A 20,675-nucleotide genomic window follows, 5' to 3' on the forward strand; every position below is an offset into this window, starting at 1 on the left:
TGATATGTCGTCGCCGAACCTGGCTGCTTCGAACATGAGGGTTACTCCTGTTCGCCGGGCTCGGCGCTGTTCACGACCGGGTTGCGGGGCGTAAAGCTGGCCAGCAGATTGTCCCAGTCCTGATTCTGTTGGGCGCTGAAATCGGCCTGGGCGGTCGTGGAGAAAATCAGGGCACGGCCGGGGCTGATGATGAAAGCAGCCTGGCGCTGGTACAGCGGACGGCCCTGGTTCATGTAGTAAGCATCTATCTGGATGCCGGCGATCGGGGCGCTAGCCGATAGCGAGACCGCCTTGTTGCCCATGCGGGTGTAACCACGCAACCTGGCGGTGAGCATCTTCACCTGGCGGTCGACGTAAGCCTGCAGCGTCTCGTCAGGAAGCAAAGTGTCACGCGAGATGGTGATGCTCAGCGGTGCCGGGACACTGGCACCCAGAACGAACATGTTGACCGTGCGGTCCTCGAAACCTGCCGGCAGCGCAATGCCGCCTTCCTGCAACTCGTAATCCATGCGATGAAAATTCCTGATAACTAAATTGGGGTCAGCGCAGCGCCAAGCCATCGAGCATGTGGTCGAATTCAGCCAGCCACTGGCTCAGCCCAGGCGTGGTCGGGTCGATGACGGTGGAGAGATCCAGCCACTGCGGCAGTCGTTCGCCTTCCACAGGCACCAGTGCCCCCACCAGTCGCCCGTGGCGGGGTTCGTGCCCATTTTGAAAGTGAAAATCCAGTACCTTGGCCGGGCTGCCCGCCAAGTGACAATCACGCTGACGGATGACCCGCAGGTTTGGATTCAAGGCGCGTAGTGCCTTGATCGCCTCGTCGAAGAGTTGCTCGAGCGTCTGCCCGCCTCGCGCGTCGCGACGACGGATGTTCAATGTCACTGATGCGCCTTCATGCTCGAGCGTGGTCTGGATTTCCCGGAAGTGAAAGCCCAGCGGAAGCTGCAGCGTGAAGCCTGCGAAGGTGAAACAGCTCGGGGCTGATGGCTTCACAGTCGATACCGCTACAGGTTCCGGCTCGGGTAGCGGCTCGGGCACCGAGGCTTCCTCTGCCAGCTTTGCCAGTCGTGCCTGCTCTTCCAGCGCTTCGCGTCGGGCGGAGAGACGGTCGTAGATCGAAGGCTTGTACATGAACCTCGCCTCAGTCGTTGATCCGTACCGCTGCACCGGTAATCTTGGTGGTATCGGTACTGGTGGTGACAATGGCCTTGCCTTTGATCTCGATACCTTCGGGGGTAAGCGTGATGCTGCTCTCACCTACCTGAAGGATGATGTGTTCCTTGGCCGACACCTGGATGAACTGGTTGTCGACTTGCAAGGTGTATGACCCCTCGGTCACCTGCACCACCGTGTCTTTCTTGACGACCTCGGTATGGGTGCCACCCACCGTGATCGAGCGGTTGTTCCCCACATCATGGGTCTCATCCACCTCGATCTCGGTATCCATGTTGCGCTCGGCGTGCATGATGATCTGCTCGGCGCCGGCCTTGTCCTCGAAGCGGAAGAAGTTGGCGGTACCGCCATCACCCTTCATCGAGCGGGTCAGGAAACCACTCTGGGTCTTGTTCGCCGGCAGCGACCACGGCGGCGTATTGGTGCTGTTGTACAGACTGCCCATGATCAGCGGGCGGTCCGGGTTGCCGTCGAGGAACACCACCACGACCTCGTCGCCTACGCGCGGGATCTGAATGCTGCCGAAGCCACCGCTGGCACCGGATTGGGCCACGCGTACCCAACAGGAGCTGTGGTCGTTGTACTTGCCATTGCGGTCCCAGTGGAACTGGATCTTCACCCGGCCCAGTTCATCCGTGAAAATTTCCTCACCCGGCGGGCCGACGATGATGGCGGTCTGCGGGCCGGCGATGGTCGGCCTGGGCGTACTCAGCTGTGGGCGGAACGGGATCTTCTTGCGCACGCAACTGAACGTATTGAAGTAGCTGGCCTGCTGGCCCGAGAGGTAGTTGTTGTGGCCTTCGCTTTCCACGCTCATGAGCAGAAACTGACGGTCTTCGGCAGGCCCCTGGTCGTGCACATAGTGCTGCAGCAATTCGAACGTGTAGCCGGGGCGCATGGCACGGCAGTTACTGGCGCCCTCGAACTTCTTGCCACGCAACTCCAGCGCCTCGATACGCAGGCGCAGCAGGGTTTCGCCTTCGTCGTAGGTGCCGTGGGTGTACTGGCCGGGGAAGTCGTAGATTTCGAAGTTTTCCACGTCGCCCTGTTTGTTCACGCTGTTCATCGCCACCGGCAAACGGTTGTTGGGCTGGCGGTAGTCGAAGGTCTGCGTCGACATCTTGCCGGACTGCAGCTGGCGGTTGCCGCTCCACTGGGTGATGGAGTCGGCGGTCTCGGTGACCGAAGCGCTATGGAAGCGGATCTGCGGCTGCTCGGGGATGTCCAACAGCGTGCTGGAGTCATCGCAGATGATCATGGTGTGGCCTTCGGCGGTGTGCTCGAAGTAGTAGAACATCCCCTCTTCCTCCAGCAGGCGCTGGACGAAGTTGAAGTCGGTTTCGCGGTACTGGGTGATGTAGGTGTAGCGCTTTTGCGGGCGGGTCAGGCGGAATTCGTGGCGTGAGAACGCCGGGCACAGGGCGAACACTTCGGTGACCACTTCCTCGACCGTGTTGCCCTGGAAAATCCGCGTGTCGAAGCGGTTCTTGAGCATCGAGAACCATGGGTTGAGGGTAGCGGTGTAACGCGCCATGCCACCGTCGCTGCCGATGCTGGCAAAGCGCGTTAGGTAACCGGTAATGTAGCGCGGGCCACCTTCGGCCAGCTCGATCTCGATGCTGACGTGCTGGCCCATCATCGACTTCAGCGGCACGCCAGAATCTTCGCAGACCAGCAGCAGTTCGTAGTTGAACGCCCGCGACAGGCCCTCGACGCCCTTGAAGGTTTCCAGCAGCAGTTCCTGCTCGGGGTTGGCCAGGTTGTGGAACTTGAACAGGCGGCGGTTCTGCGGCGACAGCAGCGCGGAGGCCAGGTCCATGATCATGCGAAATCTCCTTGAAAACACGGCCAGCACGCTAATGCGATGCTCAGCTACAACTCTGATCTTGCGGGTGTAATCGGCATGCACGCATCGCGCGCGTGCCCTGCGGAATCATGCGACTGCCGGCATGACGGAAAGTGCCATCATGCCTTGAACTTAATGCGACCTGGTTCACATTACCGAATGCCAGGCAGGCAGAAGCGCCCAAAAGGAGACACCGGCAAATGATGCCCTGTCAACCTATTGCAAGCCTTGAAACGCTGAGCTTAGAGCCCTGCAAAGCGATATCACATCGCCACCTTTTGAAATTGTCACTGTCGTGCCAAAGCGCTACTGGCCATCGCCGAATGGCCGTGACAGAAGGTTTGCCAAGCAGTGATCAAAGCCAATACCTGACCACGCCAATTCGAGCTGTCCGCTAGCTTTTAGGTCCACGGCGCTGGCGGAGAAAAATGTTTCATAACGTGGACTGGTTCAAATTTTTGGTCATTCATGGATTCTGGCAAATGGCTAGCGTAGGCATTGGCTGTACTGGCACTTGCGGCAAGCGAACAGCCATGATTCGGGTGACGATGCTTAATTGCCATCATTGCCGGATACCCCTGTGATGAGAACAATGAATGCTCCGCCGGATCTTCACATCAATCTTGAGGTCTGACGCGACATGCTGCGCTCGCCGCCGAAGCGCCGCCCACCTCCATGGACAGTGAAGCGAAAATGGATCTTTTGACCAACATTCCCAGTTGGGGAGACATCGAGCGCAATCTCGAGCAGAAATTCAGTGAGCTCAACCAGAGCGTCGACAGCGGCCTGAACAGCGCCCACGAAGCCTGGGACGGGTTCGGCCGCCGAGTGAGCAATGGCGCCAATCAGGCCTATGGCTACCTGGGTGGCCAGCGCATCGACAACGTACGCCAGGCCATGGCCCTGTCCTACCCGATCATCCAGAGCAACCTCAAGCGTAAGTGGTCATCCATCGGCATCGAGCAGATCCTGCCGGTACTGCTGCAACTGGTCAAAGAAGTATCGATGATCCTCGGTGGCAGCGTGGCGGTTGGCTCGCTCGCCGGTGGCGTGGCCGGGGCGTTCGCCTTTGGCGTTGGCGCGGCGCCGGGCGCGGTGGCCGGCGCCGGCATCGGCCTGCAGGTCGGCAACCTGATCCTCATGGGCCTGGGGCTGTCCGCCATCGCCGAGTACTTCTACCAAGGCCTGCCGGCCTGTTTGTCGACACTTCAGCAAGGCATGGCCACGGCCTGGTTTGCCGAGGATGGCCTCAAGCCCGCTGGCCTGGACCCAACCGGCGGCTCGTCGGCGCAAGCCCAGGAGCGCGTCGAGCGCGCCGCGCGCCAACTGGCCCGCGGTCAGGAGCAACTGGTGTTGCTACTGCTGACGGCCATTGTCACCTACCTGACCCGGGGACAGATGAAGGCGGGTATTTTGAGGAATATGGAAACACCCGCTATACGCAGTGCCCGGCTGCAGGCGGAAATGTCCAACAAGCAACTGGCCGCCTGGCTGGCAAAAAACGAGCAACAGCTGCTGGCGCATCCTGAGCTTCAAGCACGCGGCGCTACACCACTCAAGCGTGCAGAGCCTGAACCACCACCTGCCAACGAACGCTCTCGCGAGTCATTGCAGAAGGCAGCCGAGCCATCTAAACCCAAATACAAACCAGGGTTCACCGAACAGGATATTCTTGCGATCGCCAAAGGCGAAAGGCCCGACCCTGTTACTTACCTAGACCCAGATTATGTCGCGCAACACTTGGCCCAATTCGAAAATGGTGCCTCACGCTTCATGACCCAGACAAACCTTGAGAAATACGGCATCGCACAGAGAGATGGTACATCGTTCATCATGCCAGGCCACGAAGCAACCGAACTACTAGCCAAGACAGCAGGTGACAAGCGCGCCTTGGAGCAAGCCCTTGGCTTGCCTGAGAATTTCCTTGATACCAATGCACTGGTCCGGGTAGACATTCCTGATCCGAAGCAGTTGAATCTGCGGATTCCATCAGGAAATGAAGCCGGTGCTAACGAATTCTGGATCCCTGGTGGCAAGCTGCCTGACGGCAACAGCGAGGCCGTCATAGACGCGGCGGGTATTGCCGCCGAGATGTTCAATACCGCCCCCCTTTTTTGAAGACCCCCTATGAAATTCAAAGATCTTTTCATCAGTCGTCAGCACATGTACTCCATCGGCATCGAAGAAGACGCTGGCCAGTACTACGTTTCGTTCCCCGTCAGCAACGGCATGGTTGACTACGAAGAGTATTACGCCATCGCTCCAGCTACGTTTGATGCCTTCATGGATGACCCTGATGCGGCTCTGGCTTTCGTCATCAAATGCCGTAAAAGACAACTCGATGAATTACTGATCATCAAGCCGGGAAAAAATCGGGGCACGGCCATCTAGCGCCACACAGATAGATGCTGACGAAATTCGACACTGAATATTTGCTCTACCAACAAATTAGGTGACGCCATTTCACGCTGCTGTAAATATGATGCAGCCCCAAACACCCAATCGCGGTGCCTGGTCGATGCGATTGGCACCCTCCCCAATGAGGGCTGACCATGAACACCGAAACACTCAAAGACAAATCATTGAAGCTGCGCCTGATCATCGACAGCCTGAAGGCGCAAGACCCTGTCGCGATGAAGCTGAGCGTCGAACTGGAGCCACTGCTGCAAGCCGCAGACCAGGAACGCATCCGCACCCCGATGGAGTGGCGCGAAATCCCTGGACGCTACCTGCTCACCGAAGAAGGGCTGCAGCAGTATGCCGATCTCGAGCACGCTTTCGCCGAGTTCCGCATCGAGTTGACGCGAGGCGAGTCACCTACCCTGCGCAAGCTCAAGGCGCGCATGGGGGAGGAGTCTTCGCAGGGATGATGGACAGGCAACCTTGTCCTCCCTTTCAAGGCGAACCCCATGACCTCAGCTAGCAACGAAACTGGATCAAAGTCCCGTATATGGCTTTTGGCTTGCTCATGGCCCGCCTGTCATGCTCGCTTATCTCGTTGCCAGTGCTTTTGCGATATATACAGGCAAACGATACGCGTCACACAACAAGTCCGTGCTCGGAAAACTCCAGATCGCAATATTGAAAGCCTCTGACTACTCATTAATTGCGGTCGCACCTCTCGTAGCCATTCTCACCGCGGTAGCGCTCAACAAACTCGCCTGTACGAGTTGCCCCAACTCATTAAATTTGAATCGGCCTGGCAAACCTATTGGATAAGTTAACCGGGCTTTTGCTTTGTCCTTGACAGCTATAAAAAACAGGTGGCCCTGCAAAAATTTAGAGAGCAAGCAGTTATGCATCAACATGGATGAATAAGCAGGGCCCGCCAGCGCAGCACAATACTCCTTACTCGCCGTTCGTTCTGACAGCAAAAAGCCTCCCCAGCCACGAAGCGGAGCGCTGGGCTCTAATAGCGTCTACATCCCTGAAGGTGTATCGACAATTCTTTTTTGCCTCACGTGCCTTCAAGGCCCTCAAAGCCCAAATTTTGTCGCGATTGTAGAAAACCATGAACAAAGCCATGAACACGAAGAAGTAGATCAACCCGATCATCGGCACATCATGAGATTTCATCAGTGGGTAGATCAAACTGCTCAGCCCCGCACCCAGCCCGGCGTGCCACCACCTGACCGGCTGCGGAGGCTCGATGGACTCTACACGAAGCCCCTCAAAGTTAAGCACGTTGGTTTTGCCAGGCCAGACGCAAACCAGGCCATATGCCAACACTGTAAGAACCACAGGGGAAAGGCAAAGCGCAGTTGAAGAAAAACTGCCTAGCTTCATCGTTTTGTAGCTGATGGCCATCATTAACAGGGCAGCGAACAACGGAGCGATAGAGAGATTAGAGAAGAGCCGCAGATTAGCATAGACAACGAAGCGTTCAGTTCGGAAGGCGCATTCAATGCACCACACGCTCATCGCAACCACCGCAAGGGCTGACGGGATTATAAAAAATGGCGGACTAACGCCAATCATCATGACCGCTATCATTACCACCAGCAGCCATGCCGACCAAATTTTTGCAAAAAATCGCTCAACGGTAAACATGAGTTCAATCCATTTGAACAATCGGACGCATTGCGCCAATCGTGCCTAACCTGCGCGGCTCGAACAGAGTGCGCATCCCTCATTCAGAAATTTTCACTCTCGTTCGTGAGTAAGTTCATCTAGCTCATGACCCGGCATCTCAAGTTCAAACAGTCGGCTAGCCAATTCACGAATGTGTTGCGACCATACGCGCGGCCCACCGCCTGCTCAGGTGACAAAGTGCAGGGTCTGTCGCTCAACCAGGCGGGCTTGATACGCGGCAGCCTGAGGGCATCGGGCTTCAACGTGTAGTCCATGCGCTGTTGCAACTGCGGCGACCACACGGGCAGCAGGTCGACGTAGCGCTGGGCGTACTCGCTCAGGGTTGCATCAGGGCTTCTCAGATCGATCATGCTCATTCCTTGCTTTGGGTTGCGCTCATCCATGCGAACATTCTGCTAAACCTGCTGCACGCTGGCAACGACCCGTCCAGACAGCAGCAAAGACCAGACCGATGCAAGGAACGCTGAGGCTACCGTGAAGAATCATGCCGAACTCCATATAAGATCTCCGATCCTTTTCAAACTGGCGGGCATTGGCCTGGCCCTCTGCCTGCTCGCTGTGGGGGCACTTGGCGTCTACGTGCTCTGGACTGACATCGTCCCGCTTTACGGTCGCATCCACCGGAATGCACCGGTCTTGGAAACGCCCGTCAAATCATTCTTCGTTGTCGCGGCAATACCGTTCGCACCGGTCATGGCCCTGGGCTGCTTGATCGCAGCCTGGACTGGCCAAAAATTCGACCCGCCCAAAAAGTCCCGGCTCAACGCGCTCCAACTGCGCTCGTTGCAATTGACGGTTGCACTCATGGTCGTAGCGCCTGTCATTATCGCGCTGACCACTGCCACACTCTCCGCCAAGGGCTACTGGTCGTGCCCCAAGCTGCGCATCTCGGGTTCAGGATGGCAAATGTTCTGGGTGAACGATGAGCGCATGTGCTTCACACCAGGCAGCTACATCAACGATAACTGGCCATGCAAGATCGTGGGCAAGCAGAACATCTGCATCCAGGTGGATGGCCGCTAGCTGCTTAACTCCCAGGCGCTTCCCAGCATGAAATTCAACGACACCTACACCAGCCCCGAGCACCGCTTTTCGCTAGGTGCCGCCGCCGCGAGCTTGCCCCTGCCCTGATGATGCAACCTGGCACCCAGCGAGGCTCGGCCGCCCCATCCTCGTGGGATCTGACGGAAATCTCGGCGGTATTGGCGCGAGCAGCAACCTTGCTGCTGCGCGAAGGTGGCGACTCAAGCTGGGCCAACATGCTCCTGAGCTACCAAGCACGTCTGCACAGCGACCCCGAACAAGTGCGTTTGAGTGTTTTCGCAATGCCCGGCGGCATGGGCACGCTCAGCGATGCCGTCCTGCATGAAAACGGCTCGCTGTCCGTCGAGGCCACCAGTGAATTACACGCCTTGCTCGGGTGGTTGCGAGAGTGGGGAATCGAGGGCCGCATGGCCGGTATCAAGCCGTTGTAGCACCCCATGAGAAACCGCTTTGGCGCGCCGTATTCCGTCGCGTTGCCATCATTCAAACGCGCCGCGATGCTAGCCGAATCCAGCGGCTCGACGCCAAAAAATGAGACCCGCTTCACTTTTTGAAAAAAACTTTTTACGCGATTTTTTCCCGCCCGATAAGCACTTTAGCCCCCTGACTTTACGGACCAAAGCCCCATTTACCGCACTCCAAAGCGACCACCGATGGCATGGCGCCATCATTGCGCCGCATCACAAAACAGGGAAAAAATCGCACCCCTCGCAGGAACTTCTTCCACGGCGAGGTGCCCTACTCGGCATTGCTGGCAACACGATATTCATGTGCCAGCACTCAAATTGCCGCAGCCGAGAGGCGCGATTTTCAGGTCCTCGCCATTGGCGTTTCAGGACGATCAAGCAGGCTCATGGACGATGTACCGATGACACAGACATTCGATGTCGAAGCACTGATCAAGCTGCGTAGCCAGACGCGGGCGATCTCCGATGCGCTCAAGGCGCAGGCGGCGGATTACCTTGCCACCGTGGCACCGCTGATCCGTCCGCAAACCCTGTTTGGCGAATACCTGCAAGGCGCCCAGCGCAGCAGCGGCCGCGAAACCCAGGGCCATTTCCAGTCGCTGATCGAACTCTACGAGCGCATTGGCTCGGCCGCGCCGTTCCAGCTGGTCAGCGAGCTGGAAGTGCCGCTGAACCTGATCAGCACTACCCCCGAACTGTTCCCGCTGGAATACGACAAGGTCCTCGAACAGAGCGGCCAGGTCATCCGCATCACCAGCCCGACGCGCTGGGTGGTGGGCTTCCACGCGTTCGACCTGGCGCAGTTTCGCAATGTCATCAAAGACCCCAACCGCAGCAGCGCCGAGCTGTACCGCTTCGTGGTGCACTACCTGGTGCTGTTCTACTGCCTGAGCAAGTCGCCGGGCCTGGGCCGGCTGTTCGAAGGCCTGCGCTACGGGCTGAGCTTCGAGCGCCTGAAGGGCTTTGGCGACCTGCCGTTCTGCGTGATCAGCTCGCCGGTGCGCTCGGAACTTCCCGACGATTCGGTCATCCGTAGCAGCACGCAAATTGCCGGCAACACCAGCTTCGAAGAACTGGTGGGGCGCGACAACATCCTGGAAATGAACGACGACATCCGTCAGCGCCTGCTGCTGACGATCGAAGGACTGTAACGCGCAGCGCCCGGTCACGGGCCGCGCAATGATTCGCAGCGAACTGCTCGCACTGGAGAACACGATGGCGAAGAAGGAAAGCACCCAGCACAAACTCGACCGCGTTCGCGCGCCTCGGGTCCATATCACCTACGACGTGGACATCGGTGATGCCATCGAGAAGAAGGAGCTGCCCTTTGTCGTCGGCGTGCTGGGCGATTTTTCCGGCAACCCGCTGGAGCCGCTGCCCAAGCTCAAGGACCGCAAGTTCGTCTTCATCGACCGCGACAACTTCAACAGCGTGCTCAAGGGCATCAAGCCGCGCCTGACCTACCGCGTCGACAACACCCTGGCCAAGAACGGCACCCAGCTGGGCGTCGAGCTGAACTTCAACAGCCTGGAAGACTTCGAGCCACAGAACGTGGTCAAGCAGGTCGAACCGCTGCGCAAGCTGCTGGAAGTGCGCAACAAACTGGCCGACCTGCGCAACAAGATGGGCGGCAACGACAAGCTCGAAGAGCTGCTGATGGACGTGCTGCAGAACACCGAAAAGCTCAAGACATTGGGCCAGGAATTCGGCCGTGAAGCCGAAGTGAAAGACCCGTCCAGCGACGATCGCGCCTGAGCAGGAGCCCGAACATGACCGACAAGCAAACCGCACCGCAACAGGCCGGCGACCTGGTCGAAGTGGAAAACTTCGCCCCGCAGCCCTCGCTGCTCGACAGCATCATTTCGCAGAGCCGCGTGGCCCGCTCCGACACCGAGCGCAACCGCACCCGCGACCTGATCGGCGAACTGGTGAACCAGGTGCTCGAAGGCGAGATGACCCCGAGCAAGGACTTGATCGCCGTGCTCGATGCACGCATCGCCGAAATCGACTCGATGCTCTCCGAGCAGATGAACGAGATCATGCACGCCCGTGAGTTCCAGCAGCTGGAAGCCTCGTGGCGCGGCCTGAAGTACCAGGTCGACCAGACCGAAACCAGCACCACGCTGAAGATCCACCTGCTCAACGCCTCGAAGAAAGACCTGGTGCGCGACCTCAAGGCCGCCAGCGAATTCGACCAGAGCGCGCTGTTCAAGAAGGTCTACGAAGAAGAGTACGGCACCTTCGGTGGCGCCCCGTTCGGCATGCTGATCGGTGACTACGAGTTCAAGCGCAGCCCCGAAGACATGTACCTGCTCGAAGAGATCTCGCACGTTGCCGCCGCGGCCCACGCGCCGTTCATTTCGGCGGCGTCGCCTGAGCTGTTCGGCTGGGACTCGTTCACCGAGATGTCCGGCCCGCGTGACCTGGCGAAGATCTTCGACACCGTTGAATACGCCAAGTGGAAGTCGTTCCGCGCCTCGGAAGATTCGCGCTACGTCGGCCTCACCCTGCCCCACGTGCTTGGCCGCCTGCCGTATGGCCCGGATACCACGCCGGTGGAAGAATTCAACTTCGTCGAAAGCGTCGACGGCCGCGACCACAACAAGTACCTGTGGATGAACGCCGCCTACGCCCTTGGCACCCGCGTCACCGATGCCTTCTCCCGCTACGGCTGGTGCGTGGCGATCCGCGGCGTGGAAGGTGGCGGCCTGGTCGAAGGCCTGCCGACCCACACCTTCAAGACCGACGACGGCGAAATCGCCCTCAAGTGCCCGACCGAGATCGCCATCACCGACCGCCGCGAGAAAGAGCTGTCCGACCTCGGTTTCATTCCGCTGGTGCACTGCAAGGGCACCGACTACGCCGCCTTCTTCGGCACCCAGTCGGCGCAGAAGCAGAAGCAGTACAACACCGACATCGCCAACGCCAACGCACGCCTGTCGGCCCAGCTGCAGTACATCTTCGCCACTTCGCGCATCGCCCATTACATGAAGGCGATCATGCGCGACAAGATCGGCAGCTTCGCCTCGCGCATGGATGTGGAACGCTTCCTCAACCAGTGGCTGGCCAGCTACGTGCTGCTCGACGACACCGCCAGCCAGGAGGCCAAGGCCCAGTTCCCGCTGCGCGAAGCCCGTGCCGAGGTGTTCGAAGTGCCCGGCAAGCCAGGCGTGTACAAGGCCGTGACCTACCTGCGCCCGCACTACCAGCTCGACGAACTGACCGCCTCGCTGCGCCTGGTCGCCGAACTGCCGCAAGGCGCCCGCGGCTGACCGGCCGGTGTGTACAGGGATGACACATGAGTAACCAGGCCCGCCTGCTGCCCTCGCTGCTCGACCGACTGCTGGACGACCGTCCTTACCAGTCGGCCGAACCGGCTGCGCAGCGCACCTGTTCGCTGGCCGAATACAAGGCGAGCATCGTCCGCGACCTCGAGGTGCTGGTGAATACCCGCCAGTCCCTGGTCGCCGAGGAGCTCGACGGCTTCAGCCAGCTCAGTGGTTCCATCCTTGAATACGGCATGCCCGACTTCATCAGCCGCAGCGTGCTCGACCCCCATGATCGCCGGCTCATCCAGCAACAGCTGGAGCGCGCGATCAGCACCGGCGACCGGCGTTTTCGCCGGGTGCGGGTGCAGCTGCTGGCCCAGGAAAACGGCCACCGCATGTTGACCTTCCGCGTGGACGCTGTACTGCGTCTGCAGGACATCAGCCGCCAGGTGTCGTTCGACGCCGTGCTGCAGGTCAACACCCAGGAATACAAAGTACAGAACCTCAACTGATGCTCGACGAACTGCTGCCCTACTACGAAAAGGAACTGTCGCACCTGCGCTTCCTCGGCCAGGAGTTTGCCGCGCAGTACCCGAAGATTGCTTCGCGGCTGCTGATCGAGGGCGACAACTGCGAAGACCCGCACACCGAGCGCCTGATCGAGGCGTTCTCGTTCCTGTCTGCGCGGGTGCACAAGAAGCTCGATGACGAGTTTCCGGAAATCGTCGAATCCTTCCTCGAGGTGCTGTACCCGCACTACCTGCGCCCTACCCCGTCGATGTCTATCGCCGAGCTGAGCCTGGGCAAGCACGAGAAGGTCACCGAGGCCTATCGCGTGGCGCGCCACACCGAGATGCATGCCAATGCCGTCGAAGGCGTGGTGTGCAAGTTCCGCACCTGCTATCCGGTGGAGCTGTGGCCAATCAGCGTGCAGCAGGCATCGTTCGCAGAGATGGAACGTTCCGCCTTCAACGGCCATAGCGCCGACCTGGTAGCGCGCCTGCGCATCCGCCTGCAAGCCACCAGCGATGTGCTGTTCGGCCAGATGGAAGTCGACCGCTTGCGGTTCTTCCTCGACGGTGAAGCGACGCTGATGCTGCAACTGTACGAGCTGTTGTTCAACAACCTGGCCAAAGCCACGTTGAGCTTCCAGGACCAAGGCCGCAGCCGCGAAGTGGCACTGCCGGCCAGCGCCCTGCAGGCCGTGGGTTATGCCCGCGACGAAGGCCTGGTGGACTACTCCGAGCGCTCGTTCCTGGGCTATCGCCTGCTGCACGAGTACTTCACCTTCCCCGACAAATTCATGTTCTTCGACCTCAGTGGCTTTGCCCGCATCCTGCAGGGCAAGGCGATCGAGCAGGTCGAGATCAACTTCTATTTCTCCGACTACGACCTCAGCGAGCGCCTGGCGCGGCTGACCCAGAACATCGGCCGCAACAACTTCAAGCTCAACTGCACGCCCATCATCAACCTGTTCCGCCAGCAGGCCGAGCCGATCAAGCTGACCCACACCCAGCACGAATACCCGGTCACCCCCGATACCCGGCTGCACAATGCCGCCGAAGTGGTGTCGATCGACCGTGTCAGACGGGTGCGCAAGCTCGGTGGCATCGACCAGGTCGCCACCTGCCAGCCCTTCTTCGAGCCGCGTGGCGAGCAAGACCCGCACACCAGTTTCTGGATCGCCCGCCGGCGCAACCAGGGCGACGCCACGGCCATGAGCATCCGTGTGGTCGACCGCAACCTGGACCTGATCGACGCCAGCACTGACACCCTGAGCATCGCCCTGACCTGCAGCAACCGCGATGTGCCGTTGATGCTGCCGTTCGGTGGCGAGCGTGGCGATTTCATAATCCCCGCCAACTCGGTGATCAAAGACATCCGCTGCCTGCGCAAGCCCACCGCCACCGTGCGTGTGCCACTGGGCAAGGGCTTGATCTGGCGGCTGATCGCGCACCTGTCGCTGAACCACCTGTCGCTGGTCAGCCAGGGTCGCGAAGTGCTGCTCGAACTACTGTCGCTGTACAACTACCGCAACGTCTCGGCCATTCGCAAGCAGATCAACGGCATCAAGGCGATCAGCAGCGAGCCTGTGGTCGCCCGGATCGGCCACCCGCGGCCAAACTTCGTTCGAGGGGTAGGCATCACCTTGACCCTCGACGAAAGCCAGTTCACTGGCAGCGGCGTGTTCCTGTTCGGCATGGTGCTTGACCACTTCTTCGGCCAGTACTGCTCGATGAACAGCTTCACCCGACTGAGCCTGCGCTCCCAACAACGAGAAAAGAGAATCGTCCAATGGCCAGCACGCACTGGCGATCAGCCCCTGGTCTGATCGATCAGGCCCGAGCCGAGCCGCACCGATTCGAATTCTTTCAATTGGTGCGCCTGCTCCGCCTGCACTACAGCCGTACCGGGCGCATGGACCTGGCGACCCGGCCGCACGAAGACCCGCTGCGTTTTCGCACCCAGCTGTCGCTGGCGTTCCCGGCCAGCGAGGTCAGCGACCTGCATTTCGAGCGCGAAGGCAAGGTCTCCACGGCGGGCCTGCCGCTGTCGGAAGTGCAGGTCACCTTCATGGGCCTGGTCGGGCCTTCGGGCGTGCTGCCGCGCCCGTACACCGAGCTGTTGCTCGAACGCCACGTGCAGTACCGCGACAATGCCGCCCATGCGTTTCTCGACATCTTCTCGCACCGCATGACCACGCTGTTCTACGAGGCATGGCAGAAGTACAAGTTCCATATCGAACACGAGCGCAATGGTACCTCGGGCTTCGATGGCTACCTGCTCAACCTGGTGGGCCTGGGCCCACGTGCGCAAAAGCTCAAGTTCGAAGAGCAGCCGTCGGCGCTGCGCCGTGAACTGTTCAGCTATTTCGCCGGGTTGCTCAGCCAGAAGCCGCGCAACGCGCTCAACCTCGAAGTGATGCTCGGCTTTTATTTCTCGCTGCCGATCAAGGTCAGGCAGTTTGCCGGGCGCTGGCTCAACCTGGAGCCCGAGCAATGCACCCAGCTGGGGCGCAAGAACGCACAACTGGGCCACAGCGCCGTCGCCGGCAACCGGGTCTGGGACTACCAGTCGTGCATCCGCATCGAACTGGGCCCGCTGAGCCTGGCCGATTACCAGCGTTTCCAGCCGGGTACCGCGTGCTACCGCAAGCTGGTCGAGCTGGTGCGCTTCTATATAGGCGCCGAGCTGGACTTCGAAATTGCCCCGCGCCTCAAGCGCGAGGCCGTACCTTGCGCCCAGCTGGGCCGCAGCGGCAATGTCGCGCTGGGCTGGCTGGGCTGGCTGAAACGCCCTGGCCGTGACGCGGAGCCTTCGCGTTGCGCCGTTTTCCACATTCCTTACGATGGGGTCGCCTTGTGAACCTGAAGTCTCTGTTCGCCAAGCTCAACGAAACCAGCCGCACGGCCACTGAAAGCGCGGCGGCCCTGTGCCTGTCGGAGCACCACTACGACGTCGAGATCGAGCACCTGCTGCTGCAGCTGCTCGACAGCGGCGACAGCGACCTGGCGCCCATCCTGCGTCACTACGACGTGGTCGCCGAGCGCCTGCAGGCGCAACTGGTCACTGCCCTGGGCACGTTCAAGAAAGGCAACACCCGCACCCCGGCGCTGTCGCCGCATATCACCCGCATGATCGAGCAGGCCTGGCTGCTGGCCTCGATCGAATACGGCGTTGGCCAGGTGCGCAGCGGCCACCTGCTGCAAGCCCTGCTCGACGACGCCGAGCTGCGCCGCGTGGTGGTCGCTTCGGCGCCGGAGCTGGAGAAGATCAACGCCGACGACCTGCGCCTGAACCTCGCCGCCCTGGTCGAAGGCAGCGCCGAGTCGAAGCAGGCCAGCGCCCTGGCCAGCCCGGCCGCACCGGCCCCCGCCAATGCCAAGGCCGGCGGCAAGACCCCGGCGCTGGACCAGTACACCGTCAACCTCACCCAGAGCGCCCGCGAAGGCCGCATCGACCCGGTGCTGGGCCGCGAGTTCGAGGTGCGGCAGATGGTCGACATCCTCACTCGTCGCCGGCAGAACAACCCGATCCTCACCGGTGAAGCCGGCGTCGGCAAAACCGCCGTGGTCGAAGGCCTGGCCCTGCGCATTGCCCAGGGCGAGGTGCCGGCGGTACTCAAGGACGTCGCCCTGCACACCCTCGACCTGGGCTTGCTGCAAGCGGGTGCCGGGGTCAAGGGCGAGTTCGAGAACCGCCTCAAGGCCGTGATCGAAGAGGTCAAGCGCAGCCTGCACCCGATCATCCTGTTCATCGACGAAGCCCACACCCTGATCGGCTCCGGCGGCCAGGCCGGGCAGAACGATGCCGCCAACCTGCTCAAGCCAGCCCTGGCCCGTGGCGAGCTGCGTACCATCGCCGCGACCACCTGGGCCGAATACAAGAAGTACTTCGAGAAGGACGCCGCCCTCGCCCGCCGCTTCCAGGTGGTCAAGGTCGAGGAGCCTGACGAAGACAAGGCCATCCACATGCTTCGTGGCCTGCTCGGCAAGATGCGCGAGCACCACAAGGTGGCGGTGATGGACGAAGCTCTGGTGCAGGCGGTGCGCCTGTCCAACCGCTATATCACCGGCCGCCAGCTGCCTGACAAGGCCGTCAGCGTGCTCGACACTGCCTGCGCGCGCATCGCCCTGGCGCAATCGTCGCAGCCCGGTGCCCTGGAAGACTGCCGCCGGCAGATCGACAACCTGCAAGCCGAAATCGCCGTGCTCGGCCACGAGGCTGGCAAGGGCCACGACCACGCCCGCCGCCTCGACGAGCTGCAAGCTGCCCTGCAGGCCGAGCAGCAGCAGGAACAGCAACTGAACGAGCAGTGGCAGCAGGAGCTGGCGCTGGTCGAACAGCTCAAGGCGCTGGACGCCGCCAACGACGCCGATGCCGCGCAGCTCAACGCCCTGCGCACCGAGCTGGCCCGCGTGCAAGGCGACCAGCCACTGGTCCACGCGCTGGTCGACAGCGGCGCCATCGCCCAGGTCATCAGCGGCTGGACCGGCATCCCGCTGGGCAAGATGCTGCGTGACGAGATCGACACCGTGCAGCGCCTGCCGGCCCTGCTCGGCGAACGCGTGCTGGGCCAGGACCATGCCCTGCACGAGATCGGCAAGCGCATCAAGATTTCCCGCGCCCGCATGGAAGACCCGAACAAGCCGATCGGCGTGTTCCTGCTGCTCGGCCCCAGCGGCGTCGGCAAGACCGAAACCGCGCTGGCCCTGGCCGATACCCTGTATGGCGGCGAGCGCAACCTGATCACCATCAACATGTCCGAGTACCAGGAAGCCCACACGGTTTCGAGCCTCAAGGGCTCGCCACCCGGCTACGTCGGCTACGGCGAAGGCGGCGTGCTGACCGAAGCCGTGCGCCGCAAACCGTACAGCGTGGTGCTGCTCGACGAGGTGGAAAAGGCCCATCCCGACGTGCTCGAACTGTTCTTCCAGGTGTTCGACAAGGGCGTGCTGGACGATGGCGAAGGCCGCGAGATCAACTTCCGCAACACGGTGATCATCCTGACCTCCAACACCGGCACCGAACGCATCATGCAGACCTGCCTGAATGCCGCCGAGCTGCCGACCCCGCAGGCTATCGTCGAAGGCCTGCGCGACGAGCTCAACCAGGTGTTCAAGCCAGCCTTCCTCGGCCGCCTGAGCATCGTACCGTTCTACCCGGTGCAGGATCAGATCCTCGAGCGCATCGTTGCCCTCAAGCTGGCACGCATCGCCAAGCGCTTCGCCCGCAACCACCAGGCCGAGCTGAGCTACGACGAGGCGCTGATCAAGGCCATTGCCGCGCGCTGCACCGAGGTCGACAGCGGGGCGCGCAACATCGACAACATTCTGTCCCAGACCCTGATGCCCGAGCTCGCCCAGCGCGTGCTCGAGCGCATGGCCCAGGACGCGCCGATCGAGCGCCTGGTGATCGAGCTTGGCAGCGATGGCGATTTCGCCTATCGCCTGGCCTGACCCGTAGAAGGAGGTTTAGCCGTCATGCAACACAAGCACACCGCCCTCAAGCGCCTGACCACCGCCGCCCTGCTGCTGGCACTGGCTGGCTGCGGGGTTACCGACCGCATCGGCAAGCGCATGGATGACAGCTGGGCGGCCGACATGCTGGCCGACAGCGAGAAGGTCATCCTGACCTCCGACGGCGGCAACCAGCTCAACCCTGATGCCGAGGGCAAACCGCTTTCGGTGGTGATGCGCGTGTACCAGCTGACCGACCTCGAACGTTTCGCCGCGGCCGACGCCGAGACCCTTTGGGACGCCCCGAAAAAGGCCCTCGGCAACACCCTGGTGGAAGCCCGCGAGATCACCCTGCTGCCGGGCATCGGCCAGATCGACCAGTGGCCGCTGGCCAAGAGCGCACGCTACGTGGGTGTGGCGGCGTTCTTCCGTGACGAACAGGACGCACGCTGGAAGGTGGCCTTCGACGCCAACTCGCTGCGCAAGGATGGCATCTGGTTCTCTTCCGATGGCCTGCGGGTGCTGGTGGACAAGACCGAAATCAGCGCCATGCGCGGCGTCGACGTGCTGAACAAACCGCCGACCGCCGAACAACTGGCGGCCGCGCAGAAGGCCGAACAGGCCACACCGTCGCTTGCCGACAAGGTGCAGGACGCGATGCTCGACAAGGCCACCGACGTTGCCGGCCAGTCGGCACAGAATGCCGCAGATAAAACCCTCAACTCTTTAGTGGATAGCGTCAAATGAGCAAGCAGAGCCGGGTGATGTGGTCGGAAGGCATGTTCCTGCTGCCCCAGCACTTCCAGTACCAGGATGAGTTCCACCAGCACCAGCTGGCCGAGGCGACCCTGCGCGGCACCCCGTTCCATTGGGGCGTGCAGGTGCTGCAGGTGGACGAGGATGCCTTGGCCAACGGTTCGCTGCAGCTCAAGCGCCTGAAGCTGGTGTTTCCCGACGGCAGCCTGTACGACGCGCCGCAGCACGACCCGCTGCCGGCGGCACGCGACCTCAAGGACCTGCTCAAGGCCAACGAGCTGAAAGTCTATGCCGCGCTCAAGCTGCCCGAGCCATTCGGCCTGAACTACGTCGAGGATGGCCAGGAGCACAAGGCTGCCCGGCGTTTTCGCAAGCAGTTCGCCACCCTGCCCGACCTCAACGAAGGCGAGCTGGAAAACGAAATCACCAGCCTGCGCCTGAACGTGGTGCTGCTGGTCGACGGTGACAGCCTTGACGGCTACAGCCACTGCCCGCTGGCCAAGCTCACGCGCAACAGCATGGGCGGCTTCAACCTCGACGCGCATTTCGTTCACCCGACCCTGCACCTGGGCAACCACGAGACCCTGGCCGGCATCGGCAAGCGTTTGCTGGGTGCGCTGCAGGCCAAGAGCAAGGCGTTGTCCGGCCGGCGCCGCGAACGTGCCGACCAGATCGCCGAATTCGGCTCCAGCGACGTCACCCTGTTCTGGCTGCTGAACACGGTCAACCGCGCCCACCCGCAGCTGGCCCACCTGCTGGCCCACCCGCGCCTGCACCCGGAGCGCCTGTACCTGTTCCTCGCCGACCTGGCCGGCGGCCTGCTGACCTTTACCCTGGACACCCAGCTCAGCGATATCCCCGAGTACGACCACCACGACCCGGCGGCATCGCTGGTCAAGCTCGACGAGATGATCCGGGTGATGCTCGACAACGTCGTGCCCAACCAGTGCATCGTCATCAACCTCACCCAGACCAAACCGTCGTACTGGCAAGGCCAGCTGCGCGACCCGCGTCTGGTCGAAGCCGACTTCTATGTCTCGGTGCACGCCGACATGCCCGGTGCCAGCCTGCTCGAACTGGTGCCACGGGCATTCAAGATCGGCTCGCCGGAAGACATCGAAGTGGTGGTCAACAGCGCCATGCCCGGCGTCACTCTCAACCACGCCGCACGGCTGCCGAACGCGATCCCGGTGCGCCTGGACAACCAGTACTTCGCCATCGAGCCCCACGGCCATGTGTATGAGCGAATGATGAATGCCCAGACCATCTGCTTCTATGCGCCCAGCGCCTTTACCAACCTCAAGCTTGAACTGATGGCGGTGCTCAAATGACCGAAGCCGTACTGCAGCAGGGCGCCGTCGCGGCTGCCAACGACAAACCGACGCTCAAGGACCTGGTCCAGGACTTCATCAGCATGGCGCTGATCGTGCGCCGTGGCCGTCAGGTCACCTCGGTGCAAGCCTTCGAAGGCAGCGTCGAGCGCTTCTTCGCCAACCTCGAACGTGAAGCCCGCGCCGCCAACTACAGCGTCGAACAGGTCAAGGACACCCAGTACGCACTGTGCGCCTTCCTCGACGAAAGCGTGCTGCGCTCGGGTGACAACGAGCTGCGCCGGCATTTCGAGCTGCAGCCACTGCAGTTCCGCTACTTCGGCGTGCACCTGGCAGGTGAAGGTTTCTTTGAAAAGATCGACACCCTACGCGCTGACGTCAAGCAGAACATCGACGTGCTCGAGGTGTACCACCTGTGCCTGGCGCTGGGTTTCGAAGGCAAGTTCAGCATCGGCCAGAAGGATCAGCTGCGCTACCTGGCCAACACCCTTGGCCAGGACATCGCCCGCTACCGCAAGGCACCCAAGGCCTTGTCGCCGGACTGGGCGCTGCCCGACCAGGTGTCGCAGATGCTGCGCCATGAGGTGCCGCTGTGGGTGTACCTGGCGCTGATCGCGCTGGTCTGCGTTGCGGTGTACCTGACGCTCGACTGGTTGCTGGACAAGGACGTCGCCGCCCTTTCCGAACAAATCCGCCAGCTGTTCAGTGCCTGAGCGCATTTCAGGTAGCCGAGTCAG

20 protein-coding genes are annotated in these 20,675 nt (G+C 61.3%); 15 read left to right on the top strand and 5 right to left on the bottom strand.

Annotation, left to right across the window (positions count from 1 at the left end):
* Window positions 1–41: 41 nt before the first annotated feature.
* Genes HU738_RS17995 through HU738_RS18005 form a run of 3 tightly spaced genes read right to left on the bottom strand, consistent with a single transcriptional unit; the run spans window position 42 to window position 2,998 of the window.
* Window positions 42–509: a DcrB-related protein gene (locus tag HU738_RS17995; protein WP_186603924.1), complete on the bottom strand. Its 468-nt coding sequence runs from the start codon at window positions 507–509 to the stop codon at window positions 42–44.
* Window positions 510–540: 31 nt separating this feature from the next.
* A complete protein-coding gene (locus HU738_RS18000) occupies window positions 541–1,131 on the bottom strand; it encodes a DcrB/PsbP domain-containing protein (protein WP_186603923.1) in 591 nt (196 codons plus the stop codon).
* A gap of 10 nt (window positions 1,132–1,141) precedes the next feature.
* Entirely contained in the window at window positions 1,142–2,998 is a 1,857-nt protein-coding gene (locus tag HU738_RS18005) for a type VI secretion system Vgr family protein (protein ID WP_186603922.1), read from the bottom strand.
* A gap of 714 nt (window positions 2,999–3,712) precedes the next feature.
* Here HU738_RS18005 and HU738_RS26040 point away from each other — a divergent pair.
* From HU738_RS26040 to HU738_RS18020, 3 genes are all read left to right on the top strand, one after another.
* Window positions 3,713–5,137: a DUF6861 domain-containing protein gene (locus HU738_RS26040; protein ID WP_225923494.1), complete on the top strand. Its 1,425-nt coding sequence runs from the start codon at window positions 3,713–3,715 to the stop codon at window positions 5,135–5,137.
* A 9-nt stretch (window positions 5,138–5,146) separates the two neighbouring features.
* The gene (locus HU738_RS18015) at window positions 5,147–5,410 is read left to right on the top strand and encodes a hypothetical protein (RefSeq protein WP_014860357.1); all 264 of its coding nucleotides are present in this window, start codon (window positions 5,147–5,149) and stop codon (window positions 5,408–5,410) included.
* 161 nt (window positions 5,411–5,571) lie between these two features.
* Entirely contained in the window at window positions 5,572–5,889 is a 318-nt protein-coding gene (locus HU738_RS18020) for a hypothetical protein (RefSeq protein WP_186603921.1), read from the top strand.
* A 478-nt stretch (window positions 5,890–6,367) separates the two neighbouring features.
* On the opposite strand, the gene HU738_RS18025 is transcribed toward HU738_RS18020, so the two are convergent.
* Window positions 6,368–7,069, bottom strand: a complete 702-nt coding sequence (locus HU738_RS18025) for a hypothetical protein (RefSeq protein WP_186603920.1) — start codon at window positions 7,067–7,069, stop codon at window positions 6,368–6,370.
* Between the two features lie 119 nt (window positions 7,070–7,188).
* Window positions 7,189–7,494, bottom strand: a complete 306-nt coding sequence (locus HU738_RS18030; RefSeq protein WP_367616176.1) for a hypothetical protein — start codon at window positions 7,492–7,494, stop codon at window positions 7,189–7,191.
* A 91-nt stretch (window positions 7,495–7,585) separates the two neighbouring features.
* On the opposite strand from HU738_RS18030, the gene HU738_RS18035 reads away from it, so the two are divergent.
* The 12 genes from HU738_RS18035 to icmH all read left to right on the top strand — a co-directional run bounded on the left by HU738_RS18035 (window position 7,586) and on the right by icmH (window position 20,651).
* Window positions 7,586–8,134: a hypothetical protein gene (locus HU738_RS18035; protein WP_186603919.1), complete on the top strand. Its 549-nt coding sequence runs from the start codon at window positions 7,586–7,588 to the stop codon at window positions 8,132–8,134.
* Window positions 8,135–8,331: 197 nt separating this feature from the next.
* Window positions 8,332–8,586 (top strand): DUF6966 domain-containing protein, encoded by a 255-nt coding sequence (locus HU738_RS26045; RefSeq protein ID WP_225923493.1) that lies wholly within the window; start codon window positions 8,332–8,334, stop codon window positions 8,584–8,586.
* Window positions 8,587–9,023: 437 nt separating this feature from the next.
* A complete protein-coding gene (locus tag HU738_RS18045; protein ID WP_027917412.1) occupies window positions 9,024–9,773 on the top strand; it encodes a hypothetical protein in 750 nt (249 codons plus the stop codon).
* A 64-nt stretch (window positions 9,774–9,837) separates the two neighbouring features.
* A complete protein-coding gene (tssB, locus tag HU738_RS18050; protein ID WP_054886877.1) occupies window positions 9,838–10,377 on the top strand; it encodes a type VI secretion system contractile sheath small subunit in 540 nt (179 codons plus the stop codon).
* Window positions 10,378–10,391: 14 nt separating this feature from the next.
* A complete protein-coding gene (gene tssC / locus HU738_RS18055) occupies window positions 10,392–11,894 on the top strand; it encodes a type VI secretion system contractile sheath large subunit (RefSeq protein WP_186603918.1) in 1,503 nt (500 codons plus the stop codon).
* A gap of 26 nt (window positions 11,895–11,920) precedes the next feature.
* Complete coding sequence (tssE, locus tag HU738_RS18060; protein WP_186603917.1) at window positions 11,921–12,403, top strand: type VI secretion system baseplate subunit TssE; 483 nt, start codon at window positions 11,921–11,923, stop codon at window positions 12,401–12,403.
* Entirely contained in the window at window positions 12,403–14,223 is a 1,821-nt protein-coding gene (tssF, locus tag HU738_RS18065) for a type VI secretion system baseplate subunit TssF (protein ID WP_186603916.1), read from the top strand. Before tssE ends, tssF begins: the two co-directional genes overlap by 1 nt.
* Window positions 14,187–15,257, top strand: a complete 1,071-nt coding sequence (gene tssG / locus HU738_RS18070) for a type VI secretion system baseplate subunit TssG (protein ID WP_186603915.1) — start codon at window positions 14,187–14,189, stop codon at window positions 15,255–15,257. Before tssF ends, tssG begins: the two co-directional genes overlap by 37 nt.
* Window positions 15,254–17,851, top strand: a complete 2,598-nt coding sequence (tssH, locus tag HU738_RS18075; protein ID WP_186603914.1) for a type VI secretion system ATPase TssH — start codon at window positions 15,254–15,256, stop codon at window positions 17,849–17,851. Before tssG ends, tssH begins: the two co-directional genes overlap by 4 nt.
* A gap of 24 nt (window positions 17,852–17,875) precedes the next feature.
* Window positions 17,876–18,598, top strand: coding sequence for a type VI secretion system lipoprotein TssJ (tssJ, locus tag HU738_RS18080; RefSeq protein WP_186603913.1), 723 nt, complete (start codon window positions 17,876–17,878; stop codon window positions 18,596–18,598).
* On the top strand, window positions 18,595–19,938 hold the full coding sequence (tssK, locus tag HU738_RS18085; protein ID WP_186603912.1) for a type VI secretion system baseplate subunit TssK: 1,344 nt from the start codon (window positions 18,595–18,597) through the stop codon (window positions 19,936–19,938). The genes tssJ and tssK overlap by 4 nt, the downstream gene beginning before the upstream one ends.
* Window positions 19,935–20,651 (top strand): type IVB secretion system protein IcmH/DotU, encoded by a 717-nt coding sequence (gene icmH / locus HU738_RS18090; RefSeq protein ID WP_054886871.1) that lies wholly within the window; start codon window positions 19,935–19,937, stop codon window positions 20,649–20,651. Before tssK ends, icmH begins: the two co-directional genes overlap by 4 nt.
* Window positions 20,652–20,675: the final 24 nt, after the last annotated feature.

Source organism: Pseudomonas vlassakiae (assembly GCF_014269035.2).
In the GTDB taxonomy this organism is placed as follows: Bacteria; Pseudomonadota; Gammaproteobacteria; order Pseudomonadales; family Pseudomonadaceae; genus Aquipseudomonas; species Aquipseudomonas vlassakiae.